The organism is Kitasatospora sp. NPDC058046 (genome assembly GCF_042885595.1).
Classification (GTDB): domain Bacteria; phylum Actinomycetota; class Actinomycetes; order Streptomycetales; family Streptomycetaceae; genus Kitasatospora.
The window spans coordinates 1-21,158 of record NZ_JBHVRS010000020.1; the positions used below are offsets into that span (position 1 = coordinate 1).

Sequence of the window (21,158 nt, forward strand, 5' to 3'; positions counted from 1 at the left end):
TCCGCCGCGAACGGAGCGATCTTCGCCTCGGCCAGCGAACGCACCGCCTCACGGAGCATCCCGTGCTCCTCGGAGATCCGGAAGAGATCGAAGTCCTGGCTCATGATCGCCACTCCTGTTTCACGACGGTACTCAGTACCCTTCATTATGCATGCGCGCGGCAAAAAGGGAACTCAGTGCCTTCCCTTGACGGCACTGAGTTCCCTATCCTTTTCGTGCCGAACTTCTGGCGTACACCCGCCGCGGTTCCGCCACGGTTCCACCGCACGAAGCCGGTCCGAGCGCAGGGAGATGACAGCGTGGTCCACTCAGCCATCGATGCCGACACCCGCAGCACGACGCTGTACTTCCAGCGCTGCGCGTGGTGCAACAACCCCACCTTCCAACGGCTGCTCTGCCCCACCTGCGGCTCCACCGAGCTGCGGCTGGAGCCCAGCGAGGGCACCGGTGTGGTGCGGCGCTGCGCGGTCGAACAGGCCCGGACGCCGCTGGTCCGTCAGAAGTCGCTGATCCGCATGGCGGAGGGCTTCGACGTCTGGTGCATCGTGGACGGGATGCGCAGCACCGTCCCGGTCGGCACCCGGGTGCGGCTGCTCTCCTCCCCCGACTCCGACCAGCCGGAGCTGCGGCTGCTGCCGGTCGAGGAGCCGCCGCCGGTGCAGGACACCGAGCCGCGCCCGCTGCCGCCCACCCAGGGCGGCTTCACCCAGCACCTCGCGGCCTTCGTCGCGGAGTGACCGGCGACGCGGAGAGGTTCACGGCCCGGACGGAGGCGTGACCGGGACGGGCGGCGCGTGAAGGCGCCGCCGGGAGACGACGGAGGGCGTGGCACCGAGTGGTACTCGGTGCCACGCCCTCACTGTCAGGCGGACCGGGCTCAGGCCTTGCGGGCCTTCACCTCGGCGGTGAGCTGCGGCAGCACCTCGAAGAGGTCGCCGACCACGCCGTAGTCGGCGAGCTCGAAGATCGGGGCCTCGGGGTCCTTGTTGACGGCCACGATGGTCTTCGAGGTCTGCATGCCGGCCCGGTGCTGGATGGCGCCCGAGATGCCGTTGGCCACGTACAGCTGCGGGGAGACCTGCTTGCCGGTCTGGCCGACCTGGCTGCTGTGCGGGTACCAGCCGGCGTCCACCGCGGCACGCGAGGCGCCGACGGCCGCGCCCAGCGCGTCCGCGAGCTCCTCGACCACGCCGAAGCCCTCGGCGGCACCGACGCCACGGCCACCGGAGACCACGATCGCGGCCTCGGTCAGCTCGGGGCGGCCGGAGGACACCCGCGGGGTGCGCGAGACGACCTTGGCGGCATTGCCGGTGAACGCCACGGCGACGTCCTCGACCGCGCCGGCCGCCGGAGCGGCCTCCGGGGCGACGGCGTTCGGCTTGACGGTGATGACCGGCGCGCCGTTGCTCACCCGGGAGTCGACGGTGTACGAGGCGGCGAACACCGACTGGGTGGCGATCGGGCCCTGGTCGCCGGCGCGCAGGTCGACGGCGTCGGTGATGATGCCGGAGCCGATCCGCAGCGCGACGCGCGCGGCCACCTCCTTGCCCTCACCGGAGGACGTCACCAGCACCGCCGCCACGTCGTTCGCCTTGGCGATCTGCGCCAGCGCGTCCACCTTCGGGACGACCAGCTGGTCGGCGAACTCCGCGCCGTCGGCGACGTACACCTTCGCCGCGCCGTACTCGCCGGCCTTCGCCGCGATGCCGGCCGCGGCCGCACCGGCGCCCAGGACGACGGCGGACGGCTCACCGATACGGCGGGCCAGGGTCAGCAGCTCCAGGGCCGGCTTGCGCACCGCGCCGTCGGCGTGGTCCACCAGGACGAGAATCTCAGCCATTGCTCAATGTCTCCGTGTATTCGCTGGATCGGGGGGTGGGGGCGGCTCAGATGAACTTCTGGTCGGCGAGGAAGGTCGCGAGCGACTTGCCGCCCTCGCCCTCGTCCTTGACGACCGTGCCCGCGGTCCGCGCCGGACGCGCCGCCACCGACTCCACCGCCGTCCACGAACCCGCCAGACCGACCTCGTCCGCCTCGATGCCCAGGTCGTCCAGGTCCCACGACTGCACCGGCTTCTTCTTCGCCGCCATGATCCCCTTGAACGACGGGTACCGGGCCTCACCCGACTGGTCCGTCACCGAGACCACCGCCGGCAGCGCCGCCTCCACCAGCTCCGTCGCCGCGTCACCGTCCCGACGACCCTTCACCACGCCGCCCTCGACCGACACCTCCGACAGCAGCGTCACCTGCGGCACACCCAGCCGCTCCGCCAGCAGCGCCGGCAGCACACCCATCGAACCGTCCGTCGACGCCATGCCACCGATCACCAGGTCGAACCCGGCCTTCTCCAGCGCCTTCGCCAGCACCGCCGACGTCCCGACCACATCCGTACCGTGGATGTCCTCGTCGTTCACGTGCACGGCCTTGTCCGCACCCATCGACAGCGCCTTGCGCAGCGCGTCCTTCGCGTCGTCCGGCCCCACCGTCAGCACCGTCACCTCGGCGCCCTCGTTCGCCTCCGCGATCCGCAGCGCCTGCTCCACGCCGTACTCGTCCAGCTCCGACAGGAGGCCGTCCACACCCTCCCGGTCGGTGGTGTGGTCGTCCGCGAAACGACGGTCACCCGTCGCGTCCGGCACGTGCTTCACACAGACGACGATCCTCAAGCTCATGAGCGGTTCTCCTGTCACGGGTGCAAGGGTGCACTGATCCATGGCCTCAGGCATGCCGAGGGTACTGAGTGCCAAGTCCGGCCCGGGCACGACCCGCGCACCGCAAGCGCCACCTGGACCGGCAGACCGTGTCGACTCCCGTCGACTGGCGTCAGAGGCTCCACGGAGAGAATACGGCACTCAGTACCCCTCGTAAAGGAACTCAGTACCCTTCCCGCTCCCGGGACCGGACGAACGGGCGCGGAAAGCGGACACAAGGTTTCCGCAAGCACCCGCCAGATCCCCTCATGGATTCCGCCAGGGCGTCCGGGGACCATCGGCCACGGGGCCCGTCGAGGGCCAGACCTGGGATCAAGGAGGGGGAGAAGGATGACCTTGGTACACGGGGAACAGGACACCACGCCACCCCGCGGGAAACGCGGCAGCACGGCCTGGAGCAACAACGGGCCGTGGGAGACGCTGCAGGACCGCAAGGAGGTGCTGGTGGTCGCCCAGACCATGGTGTACGCGAAACGGCTCCACGACTTCTACTCGCTGCTCGCCTCGGACCTGCGGGTCCACGTGCAGTTCACGGTGGCACCGCACGTGTTCAACAGGGGCGCCACGGAGGTCCTCCGGGCACTGGGCGGCACGGTCCTGCCGTGGGAGCAGGCCGTCCGGCAGGAGTTCGACCTGATCCTGGCCGCCGGCTCCCAGGGGATGGAGCAGTTGCACGGCCCGGTCGTCCGGCTGCCTCACGGCGCCGGCAACATCAAACTGTCCCGGCGCAGCACGCCGGACGGCGAGCGGGCGGCCATCGGCCTCGGCCCGGACTACCTGTGCTGGGAGGGGCGGCTCGTCCCCGCCTCCTTCGCGCTCGCCCACGAGGAGGAACTGCTCGAACTCCGGCGCACCTGCCCGGAGGCCGTCCCGATCGCCGAAGTGGTGGGCGACCCCTGCTACGACCGGATCGCCGCCGCGGTGCCGCACCGGGAGCGCTACCGGGCGGCGCTGGGACTACGGCCGGAGGAGAAGCTGGTGCTGGTCTCCTCCACCTGGGGCAACGGCTCGCTCTTCACCCGGCTCGACGCCGTACTGCCCCGGCTGACCTCCGAGTTGCCCCAGCACGGCTACCGGACCGTCCTGCTGACGCACCCCAACATCGCGGCCGCGCACGGCTCCTACGCCGTGCACTCCTGGGCGAGGGCCACCGCACGCGGGGCCGTCACGGTCATCCCGCCCGAGACGGACTGGCGGCCGCTGCTCGTCGCCGCCGACTTCATCATCGGGGACCACGGCTCGGTCACCCTGTACGGAGCGATGACCGGCGCTCCCGTCCTGCTCGCCGAGTACCCCCACCGCCACGTCAACCCGCGGTCGCCGGCCGCCCAGCTGGCCGCCACCGCTCCGGCACTCGCCCCCGGACACCCCCTCGTCGACCAGCTCGGCTACGCCGCCGAGCAGTACCGCCCGGAGGAGTACGCCGCCATCGCCGCCCGGATCAGTTCCGAGCCCGGCCGCTTCGACCGCAACGCCCGTCGGCTGCTGTACCGCGTCCTCAGGCTGGGCCAGCCCGCCCACGTCCCGGGCCCGGAGCCGCTGCACCTGCCCGACCCGCTGGACGCGATCGCGGCGGCCGGGTCGCGGCGGGACGGATGAGCGCGACGGTGCACAGGGTGCGGCTGGCGTCGGTCGCGGGGGCGACCGGGCCCACCGGGGTGGAACGGCCCGCTCGGGCGGAGACCGGGGCCGCTCCGGAGGCCGGGCCGATGGACGCCCGACGGACCGCGGTGCTGTTCGAGGCGCAGGTGAGTTCGGCCATCGGCACCGTGCACGGGCTGCTGGCGGCGGAACTGCCCGCCGGAGCCGGGCCCGCGTCGGCCGGTCCCGGATACGTGGACGAGCACCTCGCGCTCGACCTCACCCGGACCTCGGCGGCACGCTGGCGCCACCAGGCGGACGTGCTGCACGCCGGACGGCTGACGACAGACGGCGTCCTCGCCCGGCTCAGGGCGGTCCTGGCCACCTACCCGGGCTGTGCGCTGGCCACCGCCGAGCACCGCGCCGGAGCACTGCTGCTCCTGGCCCGGGACGGGGCGCCGCTGGTCCTGCAGCCGGCCCGGGCGGCCGGCGAACCTGTCCCGCCGCTGGCCGTCGGCTCGATGGCCCACGCCTGGCTCACGCTCGGCCGCCGGCTGGCCGAACTGGCCCGGGTCGACGTGCTCGGGTGGCATTCCCCCGTGTTCCCGCGGTCCTGTTTCAGGGCCGTGGACCGGCCGGGCGGCCGGGTGTAGCCGGGGGGCCGGAGTCCGTGTCGTAGGCGGCGAGGCGGTCGGCCAGTCGGGCCGCCTCCGCCGTCGCGGCGAGTTCCCGGTAGCGGGCCAGCGACTCCTCGAACCGGGCGCGCGCGGCGGCGGGGCGGCCGCGCCGCTCCTCCAGCTCTCCGGCGAACTCCAGCGTCCGGGCCTCCCAATGCCCCGACAGCCGGGCCCGGAAGCCGGCCAGTGCCTCCTGGAGGCAGCGGTCGGCACGGTCGTACCCGCCCAGCGTCGTATGGGCCACCCCGAGGAAGGCGATCGCCCGGGCCGCCTCGTAGTCGTCCCCGATCGAGGCCAACTCGCGGTGCGCCCGCTCGATGGAGGTGACGGCCTCCGCCGCCCGGTCCGCGAGCAACAGCACCTCCCCGTGCGCCAGCCGGGCCAGTGCCGAGCCCCGCAGGTAGTCCTGGGCCTCCCGGATCCGGACCACCTCGCGCAGACAGTCGGCGGCCTCGTCCAGACGCCCGGTCATCCGGTGAGTCTGGCTGAGCCCGTACAGCGCGTCGGCCTGTACCAGCGGCAGCGCCAACTCCCCTGCGAGGTCGAGTGCTTCATTGAACCAACGAGCCGCCTCGGCCGCCTCGCCGGCGTTCCGCAGACCGTTCCCGCCGGAGGTGAGCATGCGCAGCTCGCCACGGCGGTCGCCGTCCGCCCGGGCCGCACGCAGGCCGATCCGGTGGGCCTCGACCCAGAGCCGGGCCGGACGCAGCCGGAGGAACAACGGCCACATGGCGTCGGCGAGTTGCCAGGTGGCGGCGTTCCGGCCGCAGCCGGGCGCCCAGCGCAGCAGGTCGGCGAGGCGGTCGCGCTCCACGTCGAGCCAACCGAGCGCCTGCGTGTCGTCGGCGAACTCCCGGGCCGGGTGCACCGGCAGGGTCCGGTACTCGCGCGGCAGCGTGCGGTGGCTCGGGGAGACGACCGCCTCGGCGGCGGTCGTCGAGGCGAGGTACCAGTCGACGATCCTGTCGGTGGCGGCGCGGCCGACCTGGGCGTCGCGAAGTCCGGCGCCGTGCCCTTGGGCGTGCAGCCGGACCAGGTCGTGGAAGCGGAACCGGCCGGGCAGCACCTCCTCCAGCAGGTGGACGTCCATCAGTTCGTCCACCAGCCGGTCCGCCGCCACCCGGTCCACGTCCGCCACCACGGCGGCCGCCTCCACGGTGAACTCGGCGAACGGCAGCAGTCCGAGCAGTCCGTACAACCGGGCCGCATCCGGCCGCAGCACGTCGTAGGAGGCGTCCAGCAGGTCCCGCACCGCCTCGCCGTCCGCGTGCAACGCCCCGAGGCGGTCGGCGCCGCGCCCCAGGATCTCGGCCGTCGCGGCGAGCGACTGCACCGGGCGGGCCGCGATCCGCGCGGCCGCCAGGCAGATCGCCAACGGCAGCCCGCCACAGGCGTCCACCACCTCGGCGGCGGCATCGCTCTCGTCCACCACCCGGCTCCGGCCGACCCGCTCGGCAAGGATCTCGGCGGAGGCCTCCGTGGCGAGCGGGCCCAAGGACCGGAACACCGCGCCGTCGATGCCGAGCCCGGTGAGCCGGCGGCGGCTGGTCACCACGACCACCGTGTGGTCCGAACCGGGCAGCAGCGGCCGCACCTGGGCAGCCGTCGAGGCGTTGTCCAACAGCACCGCGATCCGGCGCCCCGCCGCCAGCGAGCGCCAGAGCGCGGCACCCTCCGCCATGCTCCCGGGCACCGGGGAGACCCCGAAGGCCCGCAGGAAGCCGCCCAGGGCCTCGGCGGGGTCGGCGGGGCCTCCGGGTGCGTAACCGCGCAGGTCCGCGTAGAGCTGGCCGTCCGGGAAACGGCCGGCCAGGCCGCGAAGCCACTGCGCGGCCAGCGCCGTCTTCCCGACCCCGGCCGGACCGGTCACCACCACGGTGACGTCGGCCGACGCCGCCTCGGCGGCCAAGGAATCGTCCAGCGCCTCCAGATCGGCTTCCCGCCCCACCAACCTGCGAGGGCAGGGCGGGAGTTGCCGCGGCGTCGGCAACGCCGACGACCCGTGCAGGTGCAACCCGCCGTGGATCGCGCCGGCCTGCACCACCGGGCCGGAGACCGTCGCGGCACCGGCCAGCGAGTTCCGTACCACTCCGTACGGCAGGTTGACGTCGTTCACGGGCACCCGCCGAGCACGGTCGATCCTGTCACTGGCCCCCCAGCCTCGGACGAATTATCGGTGCGGCGCTATCACATGACGTATCGTCAAGTCGAGATTATTCCCAAAAGTACGGCCCCGGAACCCCACAGTGGTATAGCCGGTTGCCCCGGACGCATGCGATGCTCACCCGCGACACAGCAAGCTGGTAGCCAACCGGCGGGGGACGTCACGATGAAGGTTCATCTCCTCGGTTCAGTTGAACTGTCGGTGAACGGAGAGCCATTGGCGATTCCGTCCGACAAGCGACGGCAACTGCTGGCCGCCCTGGCCCTGGAGGTCGGAAGGCCGCTCTCCCACGACTCGCTCGCATACCGACTGTGGGGCGAGGAACCTCCGCCCAGCGCGCTGACCAGCCTCTACAGCCACGTCTCCCACCTGCGCGCACTACTGCGGCGGGCGGCGCAGGCCTCGGGGGCGAATGCCACCGGGGACGTGCCCACGATCGACACCCAATCGCACACGTACATTCTGCGGGCGGACCCACTGCTGATTGACTGGCACCGATATCTGGACCTCTCCGACCAAGCCGGACTACTCGCCGAGAACGGACAGGACCACCAGGCCAGAACCGTGCTCAGCCGCGCCACCAACCTGTGGTGCGGCGAACCCCTGGCCGGCCTGCCCGGCACCTGGGCCCAGAACACCCGCGCCGCCATGGCCGACCAGCACTTCACCACCACGCTGCGCCGGATCGAGATCGACCTGCGCATCGGCCACTTCGCCGAACTGATCCCCGAACTCACCGCCCTGCGCGAGCACCGCCCCACCGACGAACGCCTCGCCGGCCACCTGATGACCGCGCTCTACGCCGTCGGCCGACAGACCGACGCGCTGGCCGTCTACCCCGCCGTCGCCCGACTGCTCCGCGCCCACTTCGCCACCGAGCCCGGCGAACCGCTCACCCGCCTCCACCAGCTCATCCTGCACGGCGACCCGCTCCCCGGGCCGCCGGTACGGAACGAGGCCGTACTGACCCCCGCCCCCCAGGCCGTACCGCCCACCGACATCCCCGGGCGGCACCGGCTGATCGGCCGGGAGGACGACCTCCGCCGCGTCCTGCCCGGCCCTGACACCCGGCTCGCCCGCGGCGGCGTCGTCACCGTCTCGGCGATCCTCGGCATGCCCGGGGTCGGCAAGACCACCCTCGCCCTGCACGCCGCCGACCTGATGCGCGAGCACTTCCCGGACGGCTACGTCTACCTCAACCTGCGCGCCCACGTCGGCAACCAGCCGCCGCTCACCCCGGAGGCCGCAGGCGCCCTGCTGCTCAGACGCCTGGGAGTGCCCGCCAGCACCATCCCGCTCGACGCCGACGAGGTCTTCGCGCTCTGTGCCGTGGCGCTGTCCTCGCGCCGCGCCGTCGTCATCCTCGACGACGCCTCGAACGCCGCTCAGGTCCGCCCGCTGCTGCCGCCCGCCCCGTCCGCCCTGGTACTCGTCACCAGCCGCCAGCGGCTGACGGAGCTCCCGGACGCTCGGCCGGTGTTCCTGGACGTGCTGACAGTGGACGACGCCGTGGCCCTGTTCACCAACGTGGTCGGCCCCGAGCGCTCGACGGACCCGCAGAGCATCATCGAGATCGTCGAGCGATGTGGCCACCTGCCCCTCGCCATCGAGATCGCCGCCAGCCGCTTCAAGGGCCGCCCGTCCTGGACCCTCGCCCACTTCGCCCGGCGCCTCTCCCGGAAGAACGGCAGGCTCGCCGAGATCCGCAGCGGCACCTCCAGCATCGCCCGGGTCTTCGAGGTCTCCTACCAGTACCTTTCCGCCAGCCAGCGGTCGGCATTCCGGCTGCTCGGCCTCTACCCCGGACCGGATTTCGGCGTCCATGCGGCAGCGGCCCTGCTCGGGCGGAGTGTCGATGAGACTGATGAGGTTCTGGAGGCATTGTTGAACTGCCACCTGATCCAGGAGATCGCACCTGAGCGGTACCAACTCCATGATCTATTACGGGAGTTCGCAATGGCGCTGGGCGTCGATCGGAAACAGCGCGAATCGGCCGACCGCCGCCTGCTCCGTTTCTCCCTGCACGCCGCCGACCGCGCGGACCATCTGCTCTACCCGCACAGATCGAGATCACACCTACCAGACGATCACCAACTCGGCCCTCTTTCAGATATATTGGGCGACATCGCCATGAACTCACCGGAATCGGCACGCACTTGGCTTGAGGTCGAGCACGCCGGCCTGATCACCCTGACGGCATACGCTCACGTCAGCGGCCTCGCGGAAGCCGGAGCATGGCTCGCCCACGTCCTGGCCGGCCACCTGAACGCCGAGGCCTACTGGAGCGAGGCACAGGACATGCACCGAGCGGCCGCGACCCACTGGCGGTCGCAGGCGAACGACCGACAGGAGGCGTGGGCGCTGATCGACCTGGGCGCGACCCTCGCCCAGGCGTCCCACTACGAGCCCGCCGCCGAGGCCCTCGAACGCGGCCTCGCTCTCGCCCGCACGGAAGGCGACCTGGACGCGGCGGCGAACGCCCTCAATCTCCTCGGACAGCTGCGGTGGCATCAGAGCCGGCTTCACGAAGCCCTGGCCCTCCAAAAGGAGGTGCTCGCCATTCGACTGGAGCAGGACGATCAGTGGAATGCCGCCCGCTGCCTCGCCAACATCGGCATCCTGCATCGCTCAACCGGAGATTCGAAATCGGCATTCGCCGACTATGAAAGCGCCCTTCCATTCGCCAGAAAATTCAACGACAGAGTTCTTGAGTTCCGAATACTCAACAATCTCGGAGAACTCCACCTCGGAGCCGGGCGGAGTTCCATGGCACGCGGCACATTCGAACACATTCTGGAGATCGGGGACGGCCTCATGCCACAACTGGAGCTGTCCGTCGTACGCACAAACCTGGCGGCGACACTCACGATCCCCGATGAGCTCGAACATGCCCTTTCGCTTTACCGGTCGGCTTTGACAACCTTCCGCGAGGTCGGCAGCGTCCGTTACGAAGCCGACGGTCTCAACGGCCTCGGCAAGACCCTGTCGGCAGCGGGTCGGCACGACCAGGCACGCGACCAGCACGCGGCCGCCCTGCAGTTGGCCAGATCCATCGGCGCGGCCCGGGAGGAGGCCGGGGCTCTGCGCGGCCTGGGCCACTGCGAGGCCGCACTCGGGAATACGACCGCCGCCGCCGCACATCTGACCGTAGCCGTACGCCTGGCCGAGCAGGTGAATATCGCCGACGAAGCCGCGCTGGCCCGCTCGGCGCTCGCCAAGCTTGTCATATAATCACTACCGGAACTCTGTTCTCTTCCAGATCGCCAGCTCGACGTTCGGGACACTTTCTGTCTAGGATCTGCCCACATCGGTGATCATGCCGACCGCAACTGAGGCAGAAAGTCACTACGTTCCATGAACATGCTCATGCACATATTCCTGTTCGCTGCTTCCATGCCTCTCTGGTGCTAGCCGCGTAGGACGACGGCCGCCTCTCCCGTGTACACGCGGAACGTCAGCGTCTCCTGAAGGTAGAGCTGAATCGTTTCGGCATCGTGGGAGAGGTAGCCCACAGAGGCGTCCTGGCCGAGGTGGAGTTCGAAGTCGCCGCCTCGGGTGGAGAGCAGGTAGGCGCCTTCGATGGCCGGGGCCCAGATGATCTCGCCGTCGAGGAGGCGGGTGAGGTGGTTGTGGACCGGGTAGCCGCTATCGCTGGTCTCGTTGACGGCGGTGAAGGCGGCGGCGCCGAGCAGGAGTGAGTAGGGGCCGCCGACTCCGGCCAGGCGGAGGGCGGTGAGGGCGCGACTGACGGCCTCCGGGTATTCGCGGACGTCCTCGGGGAGTTGGACCGGCGGGTTGGTGGAGGCGGCGCGGATGCCGTCGATGGAGGCCGCGCGGTAGCCCTCGAAGACGGCGCGGTCTTCGGCCAGGGCGAGCTTGCGGCCCGCGTCCTTCACGGGTTGCCAGTCGGAGTCCCGGGAGCCGCGTTCGACGTCGTCCACGGCGTCGCGGCGGACGGTGAAGGGGACGCGTAGCTCGACCACCGGCTGGGCGGTGCGGGCGCGGGCCTGGATGCCGTCCGTCGGGGGGTCGATGGCGGTCAGGTGGCCGGTGCCGACGGCGGCGAGGGTCGCGCCCTCGGGGCCGTTGAGGTCGACGACGCGGCGGCCGGCGATGTGGAGCTTGAAGGTCTGGCGGGCCTCCTCCTCGATCTCCTCCCAGGCGGCGGCGGAGATCGGGGCGAGGTCGCGGTGGAGGTTGTCCATGGGCGGGGTCCTGTTCAGGGGGTCTGTCAGGGGGTCTGCTTGAGGCTGCCGATGCCGAGCGAGCCGTCCCCGGAGCGGGAGGCGGGGGCCGCCGAGGGCGCCGGGGGCGGGGAGTCGAGGAAGTCGGCGGTCGGGACGAAGAACAGCCCGCCGGTGACGGCGGTGGAGAAGTCGAGCAGCCGGTCGGTGGTGCCGGGCGGGTTGCCGACGACCATGTTGCGCAGCATCTGCTCGGTCACCCCGGGGTCGGCCGCGTAGCCGATGAAGTAGGTGCCGGACTCGCCGCCGCGGTCCGCGGAGCCGAAGGTGCCGTACGGCATGTTGAAGCGGACGATCTTCCGTTCCTCGCCGTCCGGGCCGGTGATGACGGTGAGTGCCACGTGCGAGTCGGCGGGTTTGGCGTCGTCGGACAGTTCGATGTCGTCGAGTTTGGTGCGGCCGACCGCCCCCTCCTGCTGCTCGACGCTCAGCGCGTTCCACTTGTCCATGGCGTGCACGTACCGCTGGACGAGGACGTAGCTGCCGCCGGTGAACCCCGGGTCCTCCGCGCCGACCAGGGCCGCGCGTTCGGCGGCCCGGCCCTCCGGGTTCTCGGTGCCGTCGACGAAGCCGAGCAGGTCGCGGTCCTCGAAGTACTTGAAGCCCTGGACGGAGTCGACGACGGTGGCGGCCCCGGCGAGCCGGCCGGTGAGCTGCGCGGCCAGTTCGAAGCAGAGGTCCATCCGCTCGGCCCGCAGGTGCAGCAGCAGGTCGCCGGGGGTGGCCGGGGCACGGTGGCGGGGGCCGGCGACCTCCTGGAAGGGGTGCAGGGAGGCCGGGCGGGGGCCGGTGAAGAGGCGGTCCCAGAGCTCGGAGCCGATGCCGGTGACGCAGGTGAGGCCGCCGTCGGGGGCCCGGAAGCCGACCGCGCGGCGCAGTCCGGCGAGTTCGGGCAGCAGGTCGCGGACGGCGGCCTCGCGGCCGGGTTCGACGGTGAGGACCAGGAAGACGGCCGCGCTGGTCAGCGGGGAGAGGACGGCTTGCGATTCGGCCTGCATGGTGGTGGTTCTCCTCGTCGTCGTGGCTTTTCTCAGGACGCCCGGGAGGCGTCCCACTCGGCGCGGTAGTCCGCGAAGATCTGCTTGAGGTGGTGCCCGATCTTCAGGTAGTCGAGGTCGTCGAGGTTCGCCAGCGAGACCCGGACGGACCATTCGGGCCCGTCGAAGCCGCCGCCGTTGAGCAGCACCACGCCGGTCTGCTCGGCGAGCCGGAACAGCGGTTCGGTGGGCTCGTAGTTCTTCTCCAGGAAGGTCGCGAAGTCCTTGCCCGCGACCCGTTCGGCCTCGGCCAGCAGGTCGAGCTCGACGTAGTAGCCGGCCCGCCCGGGGTCGTCCGCGATCTTCATTCCGGAGCCCTCCATCAGCAGGTCGAGCCGCCGGCGGACGATGCCCTGCACCCGCGCCTTGTACGCCTTGCCTTCGGGCAGCAGCGCGAACAGCGAGAAGAGCACCATCTGGGCCTGCTGCGGCAGGCTGAGGCCGGCGGTGTGGTTGAGCGCGACCTGCCGGGAGTCGGCGACCAGCCGGTCGATGAAGCGGAGCTTGCCGGGTTCCAGGCTCAGCGTGCCGTACCGGCGCGCGAGGCGCTCCTTCCACTCCGCGGGGAGGGTGGCGATCAGGTCGTCGATCACGTTGTCCCGGTCCAGGCCGATCACCCCGAGGCGGTGGCCGGTGGCGCCGTAGTGCTTGGAGTACGAGTAGACGAGCAGGGTGTTGCGGGGCAGTTCGGCGGCCAGGGTGCGGAAGCCGTCCACGAAGGTGCCGTACACGTCGTCGGTGACGATCATCAGGTCGGGGTTGGTGGTGGCCACGATCTGCTTGATCTGGTCGGTGACCTGGCGGGACAGCGCCAGGGAGGGCGGGTTGCTCGGGTTGACCAGGCAGACCAGCCTGATCCCGGGGTCGGCCAGCTTGGCGACCTCGTCCGCCGGGTAGCGCCACTCCCGCACCCCGGTCTCGACCAGCTTGTCGGCCTGGATCCGGACCACCTCGAAGCCGTAGGTGTCCAGTTCGGGGATCTCGATGTACGGGGTGAACACCGGCACCATCAGGGCGATCCGGTCGCCCTTGTGCAGCAGGCCGTTCTTCGTCAGCGAGTCGAAGACGTAGCACATCGCGGCGGTGCCGCCCTCGGTGGCGAACAGCTCGGGCTGCTGCGGCGACGGGGGCCGCCGGTCCATCAGCTCCTCCTGGAGGTAGCCGCGGACGATCTGCTCGGCGTGCACCAGCATCCGGTCGGGGACGGGGTAGTTGTCGCCGATGCTCGCGTCGGCGAGCTCGTGGAGGAAGGCCTCGCGCTCGAACCCGAAGCGGTCGACGGCGAGTTCGACGCTGCGCCGGAGCAGCTCGATGCCGGGAAGCCCGGGGTGGCCGCGGACGAAGGCGTCGAAGCGGCCGGCGATGCCGGACCGTTCCGGCATGCCGCCGAGGTCGTCGGCGGTCCAGACCCGGCGGCTCTCCGCCAGCGCGAAGTGGCCGAGCGCGAGGCAGGCCTCGCGGGGGCCGGTGCAGACCCAGTTCGGGTTGCCGCGACCGGCGTTGAGCATGTGGGCGGTGGACTTGTCCTTCTGCCCGGGCTCGTCGCGCTGGTAGGCCTCGGCGAGCCTGACGAACTCGGCCTTGAGCTCGAAGGGGCTGAGCCGGGCCAGTCGGCGGATCTCCTCGCGGCCGGTCGTGGGCTTCGTCATGGCGTTCTCGACTCTCCTCGGGAGGACGGGCGTTCGGCCCGGCAGGGCGACGGCGGCGGCGCCCCGGACGGCCCTCCTCGCCGCACGGCGGCGGCGCCGGCGCTCGACGCGATGATGTGACGGTCCGTCATGTCAGCTCCCCAGCATGCCGACCAGGATCGGTCCGGTGAGCGGGAGCAGGAAGTTGGAGATGGTGTAGGTGATCGTGTAGCCCAGCATCGGGATGCTGCTCTGCGCGACGTTGGTGACGGCGGTGATCGCCGGGGTGCTGCACTGCTGGCCGGCGATGGCGCCGACCAGGATCGGCGGCTCGATCCTCAGCAGCTTGCGGCCGACGAACAGCGAGAGCACGGCCGGGACGGTGACCATGAGGATGCCGGACAACGGCAGCAGCACCGGGTGGTCCTTGAGCAGCGCCGCCGCGTCCGGGCCCGCGGCCAGGCCGGTGACCGCGATGAAGACGGAGAGCCCGAGGTCCTTGGCGGTCTGCGCGGCGACCGGCGGATAGGCCCCGAAGGTGGGCCGCTGGGCCCGGAGCCAGCCGAAGACCAGACCGGAGACCAGGCAGCCGCCGCCGGTGCCGAGCGAGAGCGCGGCGTTCCCGGCGTGCACGGTGACCAGGCCGATCAGCACGCCGACGCAGATGCCGAGGCTGATGTAGATGTAGTCGATGGCGTCCTTGCGGATGCCGACGCCGGCCTTGGCGGCGAACCGGTCGACGGCCGAACGGGCGCCGGTGACGGTCACGGTGTCGCCGCGGTGCAGCTCGGTGTCGGCGATCGCGGGCAGGTGCTGGTCGACCCGCTGGATGTCGGTCAGGTAGATCCCGGAGGTCGTGGACGGCTGCTCCTCGGCCAGCTCCCCCGCCGTCCGGCCGACGAAGTCCCGGTTGGTGAGGACGATGTCGCGGACCACCAGCGGGCTGTCCAGGCCGGGCACGCCGGAGGTCTCCGGGCCCAGTTCGTGGCCGGTGTCGATGACCGCCTCGCGGCGGCCGACCAGCAGCACGAGGTCGCCGCGGCGCAGCCGGAAGTCCCGGTCGGGGTGGAGGGTGCGGCCGTCCCGCCGGACGCCCTCGACGGTGACCAGGCCGGGCTGGACCTCCTCGACCCGGGCGATGGCCGAGCCCTCGCCCTGGGAGACCAGGTAGGTACGGCCGACCAGCGGGGGCAGTGCGGGCTGCTCGTCGGCGGCCGGCGCGCCCTTGCCGCCGCGCAGCCCCTCCCACAGTTCCCGGGAGGCGTCGGGCAGCTTGATCCGCATGACCAGCGGGAAGATCTGGCTGGTCAGCAGCACGATGGAGACCAGGCCGAAGAGGTAGCAGACCGAGTAGGCGGCGGCCACGTGGTTCTGCAGCTGGGCGGACTGGTCGGCGCTGATGCCGGAGAGGTTGGCGATCGCCTCCTGGGCGGTGCCGACCACGGCCGACTCGGTGGCCGCCCCTGCCAGGATGCCGGCCGCGGTGCCGACGTCCAGGTCGAAGGCCTTGCCGATGCCGTAGGCCATCCCGACGACCAGCACCGCCTCCATGACGCAGAGCACCGCGAAGCGCAGGCCCTTGGCGTTGAGGTTGGCGAAGAACTGGGGGCCCGCGATGTAGCCGAGCGAGAAGATGAACAGGGCGAAGGCGACGTTCTTGACGTCGGCGTTGACGCTGACGTGCCGGCTGCCGATCAGCATGGCGACGATCAACGTGCCGCAGATTCCGCCGAGTCGGATCGGCCCGACGCGCAGTTTGCCGAGCAGGTAGCCGAGCGCCAGGCAGACGAACAGCGCGAGGACGGGGTTCTCCCGCAGCAGGCTCACGGCAGCCGCCCCCGCCGCGGTGCGGGGACGCCGAACGGGGGACGGACCAGCACTAATCTGATCATGGGAATGATTACACCGCAAAGCGGACAATCCGGCACGGCCGACGCGCATCCGAACGGCATCGGCGGACGACCCCGCCGGACGAGCCCACCGGACGGGCCCGCCGAGCGGACGCGCCGAACGGCCCCGCCGGGAGGCTGTCCCGACGGGGCCGTTCGGACCGGGGGCCGAGGCCGGCTCAGACCCGCAGGGCCGCCAGCTGCTCGGCGAACGGCACCACCTGGTCGGGCAGCGCCGGCGCCGCCGGGGCCCGCCCGGCCAGCAGGGCCGCCAGCTCGCCGGCCGCCCGGTCGATCCGGCGCGGCAGGCCGTCGGTGAGCCCGTCCCCCGCCGCGCCCCAGTCGTCGGTGGCCGCGTAGACGGCCGTCGGCAGCACCACCGCGCGCAGGTAGCTGAACAGCGGGCGGACGGCGTGCTCCAGGGCGAGCGAGTGCCGGGGCGTGCCGCCGGTGGCGGCGATCAGCACCGGCTTGCCGGTGAGCGCGTCGTTGTCGACCACGTCGAAGAAGGACTTGAACAGGCCGCTGTACGAGGCCGTGAAGATCGGCGTCACCGCGATCAGGGCGTCCGCCTCCGTGACCGCCTCGATCGCCGCGCGCAGCCCGGCGCCGGGGAAGCCGGTGACGAGGTTGTTGGCGATCTCCACCGCCAGGTCCCGCAGTTCGACCACGGTGACCTCCGCCTCCCGCCCCTCCAGGGCGAGTCGGCGCACCGTCGAGTCGGCGAGCCGGTCGGCCAGCAGCCGGGTCGAGGACGGCTTGCTCAGCCCGGCACTCACCACCACCAGCTTGAACGCGGTCACTTGGCCACCTCCACGGTGTTCTCGTCCTTCTCGTCCTTGGCTGCGACCAGCGCGGCGTGGGTCGGCCCGTCCGGCACCCCGGCCGGGCGGCCCTTGGCGAACTCCTCGCGCAGCACCGGCACGACCTCCTCGCCGAGCAGGTCCAGCTGCTCCAGCACCGTCTTCAGCGGCAGGCCGGCGTGGTCCATCAGGAACAGCTGGCGCTGGTAGTCGCCGAAGGACTCGCGGAAGGTCAGGGTCTTCTCGATGACCTCCTGCGGGCTGCCCACGGTCAGCGGGGTCTGCTCGGTGAACTCCTCCAGCGAGGGCCCGTGCCCGTACACCGGCGCGTTGTCGAAGTACGGACGGAACTCGCGCACCGCGTCCTGGGAGTTCTTCCGCATGAACGCCTGTCCGCCGAGGCCGACGACCGCCTGCTCGGGCGTGCCGTGGCCGTAGTGGGCGAAGCGCTCGCGGTAGAGGTTGATCAGCTTCTTGAAGTGCTCCTTGGGCCAGAAGATGTTGTTCGCGAAGAAGCCGTCACCGTAGTAGGCGGCCTGCTCGGCGATCTCGGGGCTGCGGATCGAGCCGTGCCAGACGAACGGCGGGACGTCGTCCAGCGGGCGCGGGGTGGAGGTGAAGCCCTGGAGCGGGGTGCGGAAGCGGCCCTGCCAGTCGACGACCTCCTCGCGCCACAGCTGGTGCAGCAGCGCGTAGTTCTCGATCGCGAGCGGGATGCCCTGGCGGATGTCCTGGCCGAACCAGGGGTAGACCGGGCCGGTGTTGCCGCGGCCCATCATGACGTCCACCCGGCCCTCGGCCAGGTGCTGGAGCATCGCGAAGTCCTCGGCGATCTTCACCGGGTCGTTGGTGGTGATCAGCGTGGTCGAGGTGGAGAGGATGATGCGGTCGGTCTGCGCGGCGATGTAGCCGAGCATGGTCGTCGGCGAGGACGGGACGAACGGCGGGTTGTGGTGCTCGCCGGTCGCGAAGACGTCCAGGCCGACCTCCTCGGCCTTGCGGGCGATGGCGACCATCGCCTTGATCCGCTCGTGCTCGGTCGGGGTGCGGCCGGTGGTCGGGTCGGTCGTCACGTCGCCGACGGAGAAGATTCCGAACTGCATGCTGATCACCACATCCCAGGTAGTCAAACTTTCAACCACCTTAGCATCCGGGTGGGGCCCGTTATTCCCCCTCGTCGCCTCCCGTTCCCTGCGACGACAATGGAAGGCGCGGGTGGGCAAGGGACGGCGCGGGCGGCCAGGGAAGGCTCCGGAAGGGCGGCGGACGATGGGCCCGTACATCGCGGTGAGCGCGCTGAGCCACGAGGGCCTGGTGCGGGAGCACAACGAGGACAGCCTCACGGTCGGGCCGTGGACGCTCTGCGCCACCGTGACCACCAACCCGCAGACCCTGCTCTTCCCGCTCGGCCCGCCCTGCGTGATCGCGGTCGCCGACGGCCTGGGCGGCCACCCCGGCGGCGAGGTGGCCAGCGCCCTGGTCGCCCGCCGGCTCGCCGCCGACGGGGGCGCGCTGGACGGCGAGGAGGCCGTCCGCGAGGAGCTCCTGGCCTGCAACCGGGCCGTCTACGCGGCCGCCGCCGAGGAGCCGGAGCTCGCCGCGATGGGCACCACCGTCGCCGGGCTGGTGCTGCTGCCCGAGTGGGCGCTGGCCTTCAACGTCGGCGACAGCCGGGTCTACCGGATCACCGGGGACGGGCTGCGCCGGGTGAGCGTGGACGACAGCCCGCCGCTGCCGCCCGGACGGCGCACCACCTCGGTGGTCACCCAGACCCTGGGCGGCTCGCTCGGACTCACCTTCGTCGAGCCGCACGTCCGGGCCGTGCCGCTGGCCGCCGGGGACCGGTACCTGGTGTGCAGCGACGGCCTGACCGACCCGGTGCCCGAGGAGGAGCTGGCCGGGCTGCTGGAGCGGTCGTTCGAGGGGGCGGACCGCTCGGACGGCAGGGCGGCGTTCGAGCTGTGGAAGGCGGCGATCGAGGCCGGCGGGCCGGACAACATCACCCTGGCGCTGGTGCGGGTCGGCGCGTAGGGCGCCCGTACGGAACGGACCCGCCCCGGGCGGGGCGCCGTAGCGCTCCGCCCGGGGCGGTCACCTGTCCGTTCGCCGTACTCGGCTCACATTTCGCTCGTGACGCTCACCCCGCTGAAGCCCTGCTGGGCGTAGAGGCTGAAGAAGATGTAGCCGCCGGCCGGCGGGTCCGTGACGGTCAGCGTCTCGGAGTTGTCCGGGCCGGTCGACCGCGCGGTGTTCGTGTCGGTGTAGGCCCAGCTCGTCGGGTTGTAGTAGAGGTCGCCGTTGCCGGTGCCGCCGCTGGTGGTGATCTTCACCTGCTTGGTGCCGGCCGGCACCAGGAGGTAGAAGTGCGCGTAGTTGCCCGTGGTGGCCGCGACGTTGCTGCGGGTGCAGTTGGCCGCCAGCAGCCGGGTGTCGGTGCCGGTGCACTCGGGCAGCGGGGTGCCCGGCGTGGTGGGCGGGTTGCCGCTGCCGTCGGTGGCGCAGCCGCCGGACGCGCACTTGGTCAGCCAGCTGTCGAAGTCGGCGTCGTAGCGGGTGCCGATGGTGGTCTTCAGGATGGTGCGGGCACCGTCCCAGTCACCGGTGCGGTACTTGGCGAGGACCGCGTCCAGGTCGGAGCGGTGCTGCTCCAGCATGTAGCGGACGGCCAGGTAGCCCCAGCGGTAGACCCGGTCCTGGTCGCCGTAGCCGGTGTCGAAGAGGTCGCTCAGCTTGTAGGTGTGGCGGGCGGCCGCCGCGATGGCGCCGTCGTTGTTCACCTTGCGGTACGAGTAGGAGACGTACTCCGCGAAGCCCTCGACCCACCAGACGGTCGGGGTCTTCATGCCGGCCTCGAAGTCGCCGTACATGTCGAACCGGCCGTCGAGGTAGTGGGTGTACTCGTGGTTGAGGTTCCAGATCTCGAAGGACGGACGGGCCCACTCGGCCTCGTAGCAGAGGAAGCGCGGCTGGTTGTCGGCCTTGGTCGGGTCGCCCTCCAGGTACATGCCGCCGTTGTTGGTGTCGATGCCGTAGATCGCGGCGGCGAGCACCTGGTAGTCGAGCGAGGAGTGGAAGGCCACGACCTCGATCGTCTTGTTGTTGTCGTCCTTGACCGGGCCGCTGTCCTTGGCCACCGAGTGGAAGTACTCGTCCTGGCCGTTGAGGCTGGTGCAGGCGGTGTTCAGCTGGGTGGCGTCCAGCGCCTGGGCGAGCAGCGTGATGCTCGGGCTGCAGGTGTGCTTCACGGTCAGCACGCCGGCCTTGAGCTGGGCGGACTTGTCACAGGTGCCGTAGAAGGAGCAGTTGCCCTGGTCGTAGTAGTCGACCGCCTCCGCGACCGCGGCCCACTGGTAGACGGTGCGGCCCTTCGGCTCCGACTTCTCGACCAGCGTCTTGGCCAGCGGACGGACCTTGGCCTGGAGCGCGGTGTCCTTCAGGAAGCGGGTCAGCTCCTTGGTCGCGTTGTAGACCAGCACGCCGAAGCTGTCGCCGAGCAGGGCGTTGTTGCGGGTCGCGAAGTCGGACAGCGCGTCCAGCACGCTCGGGTCCGCCTCGACGGCCGCGTCGAAGCCGGGCACCTGGTGGCCGCGGAACAGCACGGTGAACACCGGGTTGACCGCCCAGGCCATGCCGGCCGGGTTCCAGGTGTCGGCCTTGTAGTCGCCCAGCAGCCGCTTGACCACCGGCAGGAAGCGCACGTTCTCCTGCGCGCTGTCGATCAGGGTGACGGCCTCGCCCAGGATGGGCGCGTTGCCCGAGGCGACGTCGCGCGAGTGGGCGCTGTTGAAGAAGGCGTCCAGCCCGGACTGGATCGCGGTCTTGAGGCCGGCGCCGTACTCGCCGACGTCCTCCTTGTGGTACCACTGCACGAAGTAGCCGGCGCGCAGGTAGAGCACCAGCTGCTCGACCGAAGTGCTGTTGTCACCGGGGTAGTTGGCCGAAGTGTCGCGCAGCGCGTAGGCCACCGTGTTCATCTGCTCCTCGCGGAACGCGCCGCGCGCGTCGCCGCCGGTGAGCTGGAACAGGCTGTTGATGCAGTTGATGTCCGCGCTCTTGATGTGCTGGACCAGGTCGCTGCCGGTCCGGCCGCTGAAGTCGCCGACCGTACAGGCCTGTTCGGCCGCCGCGCCGAGGCTGAGGGCCTTGGCGGTCGGCCGGACCTCGGCCGGCCGAGTGTCGACCGAGAGCGGGGCGCGCTGGTCGACCGAGGCCAACTGCTGCCCGCTGTCGGCTCGTTCGGCTGCGCCGGTGGCGGGCTGCGGGGCCGGCCCGGTGGGGACGGGCGCGGGCGAGCCGCCGGGGGTGGGGGTGGCGGGGGCGGCCTGGGACTGCGGGGCGAACAGGCCGACCGCCAGGAACAGGGACAGGACGAGCGTCAGCAATCGTGCCAGCTGCGGGAGTCGCAGCAGACGTGAAGGACTCAC

The 21,158-nt window shown here is 71.3% G+C and carries 15 protein-coding genes; 5 read left to right on the forward strand and 10 right to left on the reverse strand.

From position 1 onward, the window contains the following. Positions 1-299 precede the first annotated feature (299 nt). A complete protein-coding gene (locus tag ACFVU7_RS32265; RefSeq protein WP_074002309.1) occupies positions 300-737 on the forward strand; it encodes a hypothetical protein in 438 nt (145 codons plus the stop codon). 140 nt (positions 738-877) lie between these two features. On the opposite strand, the gene ACFVU7_RS32270 is transcribed toward ACFVU7_RS32265, so the two are convergent. Further along, positions 878-1,840 carry an electron transfer flavoprotein subunit alpha/FixB family protein gene (locus ACFVU7_RS32270; RefSeq protein WP_388048585.1) on the reverse strand — a complete coding sequence of 321 codons (963 nt, stop codon included), beginning with the start codon at positions 1,838-1,840 and terminating at the stop codon, positions 878-880. Positions 1,841-1,886: 46 nt separating this feature from the next. After that, the gene (locus ACFVU7_RS32275; RefSeq protein WP_117487224.1) at positions 1,887-2,672 is read right to left on the reverse strand and encodes an electron transfer flavoprotein subunit beta/FixA family protein; all 786 of its coding nucleotides are present in this window, start codon (positions 2,670-2,672) and stop codon (positions 1,887-1,889) included. Positions 2,673-3,041: 369 nt separating this feature from the next. Here ACFVU7_RS32275 and ACFVU7_RS32280 point away from each other — a divergent pair, with 369 nt between their 5' ends. Both ACFVU7_RS32280 and ACFVU7_RS32285 read left to right on the forward strand, forming a co-directional pair. Next, a complete protein-coding gene (locus ACFVU7_RS32280; protein WP_241852862.1) occupies positions 3,042-4,310 on the forward strand; it encodes a hypothetical protein in 1,269 nt (422 codons plus the stop codon). A 110-nt stretch (positions 4,311-4,420) separates the two neighbouring features. Next, positions 4,421-4,945 carry a hypothetical protein gene (locus ACFVU7_RS32285; protein ID WP_388048587.1) on the forward strand — a complete coding sequence of 175 codons (525 nt, stop codon included), beginning with the start codon at positions 4,421-4,423 and terminating at the stop codon, positions 4,943-4,945. Here ACFVU7_RS32285 and ACFVU7_RS32290 read toward each other — a convergent pair. Beyond that, a complete protein-coding gene (locus tag ACFVU7_RS32290) occupies positions 4,911-7,091 on the reverse strand; it encodes an ATP-binding protein (RefSeq protein WP_388048589.1) in 2,181 nt (726 codons plus the stop codon). The genes ACFVU7_RS32285 and ACFVU7_RS32290 overlap by 35 nt on opposite strands. A gap of 207 nt (positions 7,092-7,298) precedes the next feature. On the opposite strand from ACFVU7_RS32290, the gene ACFVU7_RS32295 reads away from it, so the two are divergent. After that, entirely contained in the window at positions 7,299-10,364 is a 3,066-nt protein-coding gene (locus tag ACFVU7_RS32295; RefSeq protein WP_388048591.1) for a BTAD domain-containing putative transcriptional regulator, read from the forward strand. Between the two features lie 176 nt (positions 10,365-10,540). On the opposite strand, the gene ACFVU7_RS32300 is transcribed toward ACFVU7_RS32295, so the two are convergent. The 6 genes from ACFVU7_RS32300 to ACFVU7_RS32325 all read right to left on the reverse strand — a co-directional run bounded on the left by ACFVU7_RS32300 (position 10,541) and on the right by ACFVU7_RS32325 (position 17,837). Next, on the reverse strand, positions 10,541-11,338 hold the full coding sequence (locus ACFVU7_RS32300; protein WP_380739773.1) for a family 1 encapsulin nanocompartment shell protein: 798 nt from the start codon (positions 11,336-11,338) through the stop codon (positions 10,541-10,543). A 26-nt stretch (positions 11,339-11,364) separates the two neighbouring features. Next, positions 11,365-12,375: a Dyp-type peroxidase gene (locus ACFVU7_RS32305; protein WP_074002303.1), complete on the reverse strand. Its 1,011-nt coding sequence runs from the start codon at positions 12,373-12,375 to the stop codon at positions 11,365-11,367. Between the two features lie 32 nt (positions 12,376-12,407). Next, a complete protein-coding gene (locus ACFVU7_RS32310; RefSeq protein WP_388048593.1) occupies positions 12,408-14,063 on the reverse strand; it encodes a bifunctional aspartate transaminase/aspartate 4-decarboxylase in 1,656 nt (551 codons plus the stop codon). 132 nt (positions 14,064-14,195) lie between these two features. Continuing rightward, on the reverse strand, positions 14,196-15,869 hold the full coding sequence (aspT, locus tag ACFVU7_RS32315; protein WP_380739780.1) for an aspartate-alanine antiporter: 1,674 nt from the start codon (positions 15,867-15,869) through the stop codon (positions 14,196-14,198). Positions 15,870-16,110: 241 nt separating this feature from the next. Then, entirely contained in the window at positions 16,111-16,734 is a 624-nt protein-coding gene (locus ACFVU7_RS32320) for an FMN reductase (protein ID WP_074002300.1), read from the reverse strand. Further along, positions 16,731-17,837, reverse strand: a complete 1,107-nt coding sequence (locus ACFVU7_RS32325; RefSeq protein ID WP_074002597.1) for an LLM class flavin-dependent oxidoreductase — start codon at positions 17,835-17,837, stop codon at positions 16,731-16,733. The genes ACFVU7_RS32320 and ACFVU7_RS32325 overlap by 4 nt, the downstream gene beginning before the upstream one ends. Positions 17,838-18,003: 166 nt before the next feature. Between ACFVU7_RS32325 and ACFVU7_RS32330 the strand changes: the two genes are divergently transcribed. Beyond that, positions 18,004-18,765: a PP2C family protein-serine/threonine phosphatase gene (locus tag ACFVU7_RS32330; RefSeq protein WP_380739782.1), complete on the forward strand. Its 762-nt coding sequence runs from the start codon at positions 18,004-18,006 to the stop codon at positions 18,763-18,765. An 86-nt stretch (positions 18,766-18,851) separates the two neighbouring features. Here the strand turns inward: ACFVU7_RS32330 and ACFVU7_RS32335 are convergent, their stop codons facing one another. Further along, positions 18,852-21,158, reverse strand: a complete 2,307-nt coding sequence (locus tag ACFVU7_RS32335; RefSeq protein WP_388048596.1) for a collagenase — start codon at positions 21,156-21,158, stop codon at positions 18,852-18,854.